We start from the raw sequence: 2989 nt of genomic DNA, 5'->3' as shown, positions 1-2989 counted from the left end.
TTTCATTAGATAGGTCTTATTGACAATAACTGACCTATTTTTTTTTACCATAAATCGTTGCATTCTTTACACCGTCTTGTTCTCAGCCTTGTTTGTCGCCCCGTCAGAGCAAACCCTAAACAATAATCGTTGCGAACCAAAAAGGGTAAATTGTACGCTAAGGCTGAAATGCAGATATAGCAGGGGTTTCCAGACCATCTTGCAGGAAATTACACATATCTCGGCTTGGGGTTTCAAACAGCGTTAATGAATCGCTCCGCAGTGATACTGAATCAGCTTTTTCTATTTGTAGTTCAAGCTACCCCTACATAAATACCAATAAATTCTTAGAGGAAAAGTTTAAGGATGATAACATCGCCCCAGAAGGTTATATTGGTTTGGTTTTAATTCCCACAATATTACAGTTTTGCGGTTTCCTCTCAGAAAATTCCTCAGTGATTACATTTACTCCAAATAATTACTTTTTGGTTTCCTCTAAGAATTTTATTGAAAGCCCCGGTGGATTTTCCTCACTTGTATACTGGAATTAAACTTTCATCTGGTAACTTGGGTATGAATGCAATCACCGGAACAATTACAATTAACGTACAGGATGACAATGGCCAATATATTTGTCAGATGTCATCTTCTCTTGAACACCCCAGAAATAAAATTCGTTGTTGTGGTCAAACCCCAGAACACGCCATAGCCATTGCCTTAGAACAGTTAGCTAGTGAATATCGTCAAATTGTTGAAGAACGTCAAAATATAGATTGGGATTTAGTTGAACGCTCGGAAACTGGAGAACCAATTACCAAGCATTATCATGTAATTTTGCATTATGAACGCATTGCTGAATCAGAATCTAAGTTTGAAGCTATGCACGATACAATTATGGGAAATACCGTTGTTGAAAATGCCAAAATCACCCTGATTGAGATTGATGCAGATTTACCAATTGATCCTTTAACAAGATGACCTGTTGTTTCCTCTAAGAATGATGAAAAGGTTAACCCCAATATTGTAAAAAATCAGCATCTATCACTGGTTTTATGGTTCTCAGTGTTTTGTATTCTGTGTTGGAAAATAAACTAAGTTGTTCCATACTACTGTCAAAATTTTCTTAGAGGAAACTTTAAAAGTTACCCTATACTTCCTCCAAATAATTTATCACTGCTTCCAATTCTGCCATTGCTTGATTAAAACGATTCAACATTGCTTCTGCTATTTCTGATTCACTATTAACACTTTGTAATTTTTCTCTCACTATATGGTCAAGTGCTTCTATCCACAGTGATAAATTGGTATTTTGTACTGCCGTTAATAACCCCATATTGGTAAGTACAGATAAGTGAAATCCTAAATTATCTTGTCCGCCGTAACCTAGATAACCACTCCAAAGTTCTAGTTTTTGTGGGGTAAATTCTGAATATTGCTCAAAAGTAATTCCACTGGGTTCTAATTGTGGTTGTGGTAAAGGTGGTTGAGTCATAGTTTTTGTACAGTTAATTGTGACATTTGCAAAACACGGTCATTCCAATTACCAAGTTCTTGATTAACGTGATTTCTGGCTTCTGTCAAGCTCAATGTCTTTAGACCTAAGAGTATCAATCCGGTGTGATGATGTGGAATTTGAGCCGATTCTATTTGTGTAGTAGCCAGTTGCCGCATTATTGCCAAATTTCTGACTGGTTCATGCAATTGCATGACGGCTCACGCTACGCTATCGGCAGTGTGCTAGATCGCGCTATCTCTATTCCTGATGGGACTTGTATCCCTGACGGGACCCAAAGAATAGAGATAGCGCAACATAGTAATCGCAATTTGAGCAAATTAGTGTAAAATAATTTCAATAGCAAAACCCGGTCAGCCGTCGAAAGTTAACCGGGAGTTGCATTTCAATAACTCACTCACCACTTGGGGCGAGTCGTTTTGTTTTGACCACATTCGCAGCAGTCGTTATCTATGACTACATTAACCGATCTAGACCAAATTGATCAAGAAATTTTTTCCCAGATCCAGCAACAAGCGCAACAAATGACTCGCGCCTTCATCCAGATGTGTCAAACCGTCTATTTTGCCAAACTGACGTGTAAGCGCACTGAGTTGAAGGCCATTCAAGAATCATTAGAGTGGACAGCAACCACGGCCACCTCCTATGCTAAGGTAGGTGAGTTCATCGCCGAAATCGAACCTAGCAATCTAGATTTGCTCGATTGCAACACAATCAAAGCTTTGTGCTGCGATAAGTTTCAGCTAATATTAGAACGCCTCAAATCAGAACGTCTCACAGTAGCAGAAGTCCGCCAGGAGATGACGCAAATAAATAAGTCCATAAAAAAAGAGAAGCCACCGCAGCGATTATTGGAGTGGAAGAGAGAGAAGACCGGTGAGGAAACGTTAATTATTTGTTTGCAAGATGTGGAAGCAGGTTTAGAATTTGAAAGTAGGTTCAAAGCCTCCTGTCTCCCTTTGCCCTTGTTCATTAGAGATTTACTAAGACAAAAGCCAGTGCAACCGGATATGACTTGGCAGCCAGCCCCAAAAGAATCAGTCGCACAGATGGAAGAAAAATTACCACAAGCAGAGGAAATCACAGAAATAGAGAAGAAGATTTGTGGGGAGCATCCCAGTTTTTTGCAAAGAGGAGAAAAATCAGTCAAGACAGGTGAGACGAGTGTATTTACGTACAGATGAGTTCAAAACAAAAGCAAGGACTTCAACTTTTAAGAAACACGAGCCAAAACCCTGATCATTACGAAATTTTTAGATTTCGAGTGTTTATTTCATTCATAGCGGGTGGTGTGTCGCCCGTGGAAATGCTTTCAACCCATTAGGAAGTTTTTATAATTAGTGCGCCTGTTAGTGATACTCGTTCATATTACCACCGTTACCAAATTGTAGAAACTGCTAAACAGTTAGGATATTTTGCTAATCTTCGTAGTTATCATGCCTGGATACAGTTGGTTATTAATATAGGAATATCAACGACAATTTTGTTTTCTTTTCA

At 38.9% G+C, this 2989-nt stretch carries 4 protein-coding genes; 2 read left to right on the top strand and 2 right to left on the bottom strand.

The window, feature by feature from the left end; translation table 11 throughout:
- Positions 1 to 552 precede the first annotated feature (552 nt).
- Positions 553 to 957 (top strand): hypothetical protein, encoded by a 405-nt coding sequence (locus tag H6G68_RS26750; RefSeq protein ID WP_016953664.1) that lies wholly within the window; start codon positions 553 to 555, stop codon positions 955 to 957.
- A 169-nt stretch (positions 958 to 1126) separates the two neighbouring features.
- Here H6G68_RS26750 and H6G68_RS26745 read toward each other — a convergent pair whose 3' ends face one another.
- Together H6G68_RS26745 and H6G68_RS26740 are read right to left on the bottom strand one after the other, a co-directional pair.
- Positions 1127 to 1471, bottom strand: a complete 345-nt coding sequence (locus H6G68_RS26745) for a hypothetical protein (RefSeq protein ID WP_016953665.1) — start codon at positions 1469 to 1471, stop codon at positions 1127 to 1129.
- Entirely contained in the window at positions 1468 to 1686 is a 219-nt protein-coding gene (locus tag H6G68_RS26740; protein ID WP_016953666.1) for a hypothetical protein, read from the bottom strand. The genes H6G68_RS26745 and H6G68_RS26740 overlap by 4 nt, the downstream gene beginning before the upstream one ends.
- Before the next feature lie 258 nt (positions 1687 to 1944).
- Here H6G68_RS26740 and H6G68_RS26735 point away from each other — a divergent pair, with 258 nt between their 5' ends.
- Positions 1945 to 2676 carry a hypothetical protein gene (locus H6G68_RS26735; RefSeq protein WP_016953667.1) on the top strand — a complete coding sequence of 244 codons (732 nt, stop codon included), beginning with the start codon at positions 1945 to 1947 and terminating at the stop codon, positions 2674 to 2676.
- The last annotated feature ends 313 nt before the right edge of the window (positions 2677 to 2989 follow it).

The organism is Anabaena catenula FACHB-362 (assembly GCF_014698735.1).
Classification (GTDB): Bacteria; Cyanobacteriota; Cyanobacteriia; order Cyanobacteriales; family Nostocaceae; genus Anabaena; species Anabaena variabilis_A.
This window is presented reverse-complemented; position numbering and strand designations above follow the sequence as displayed.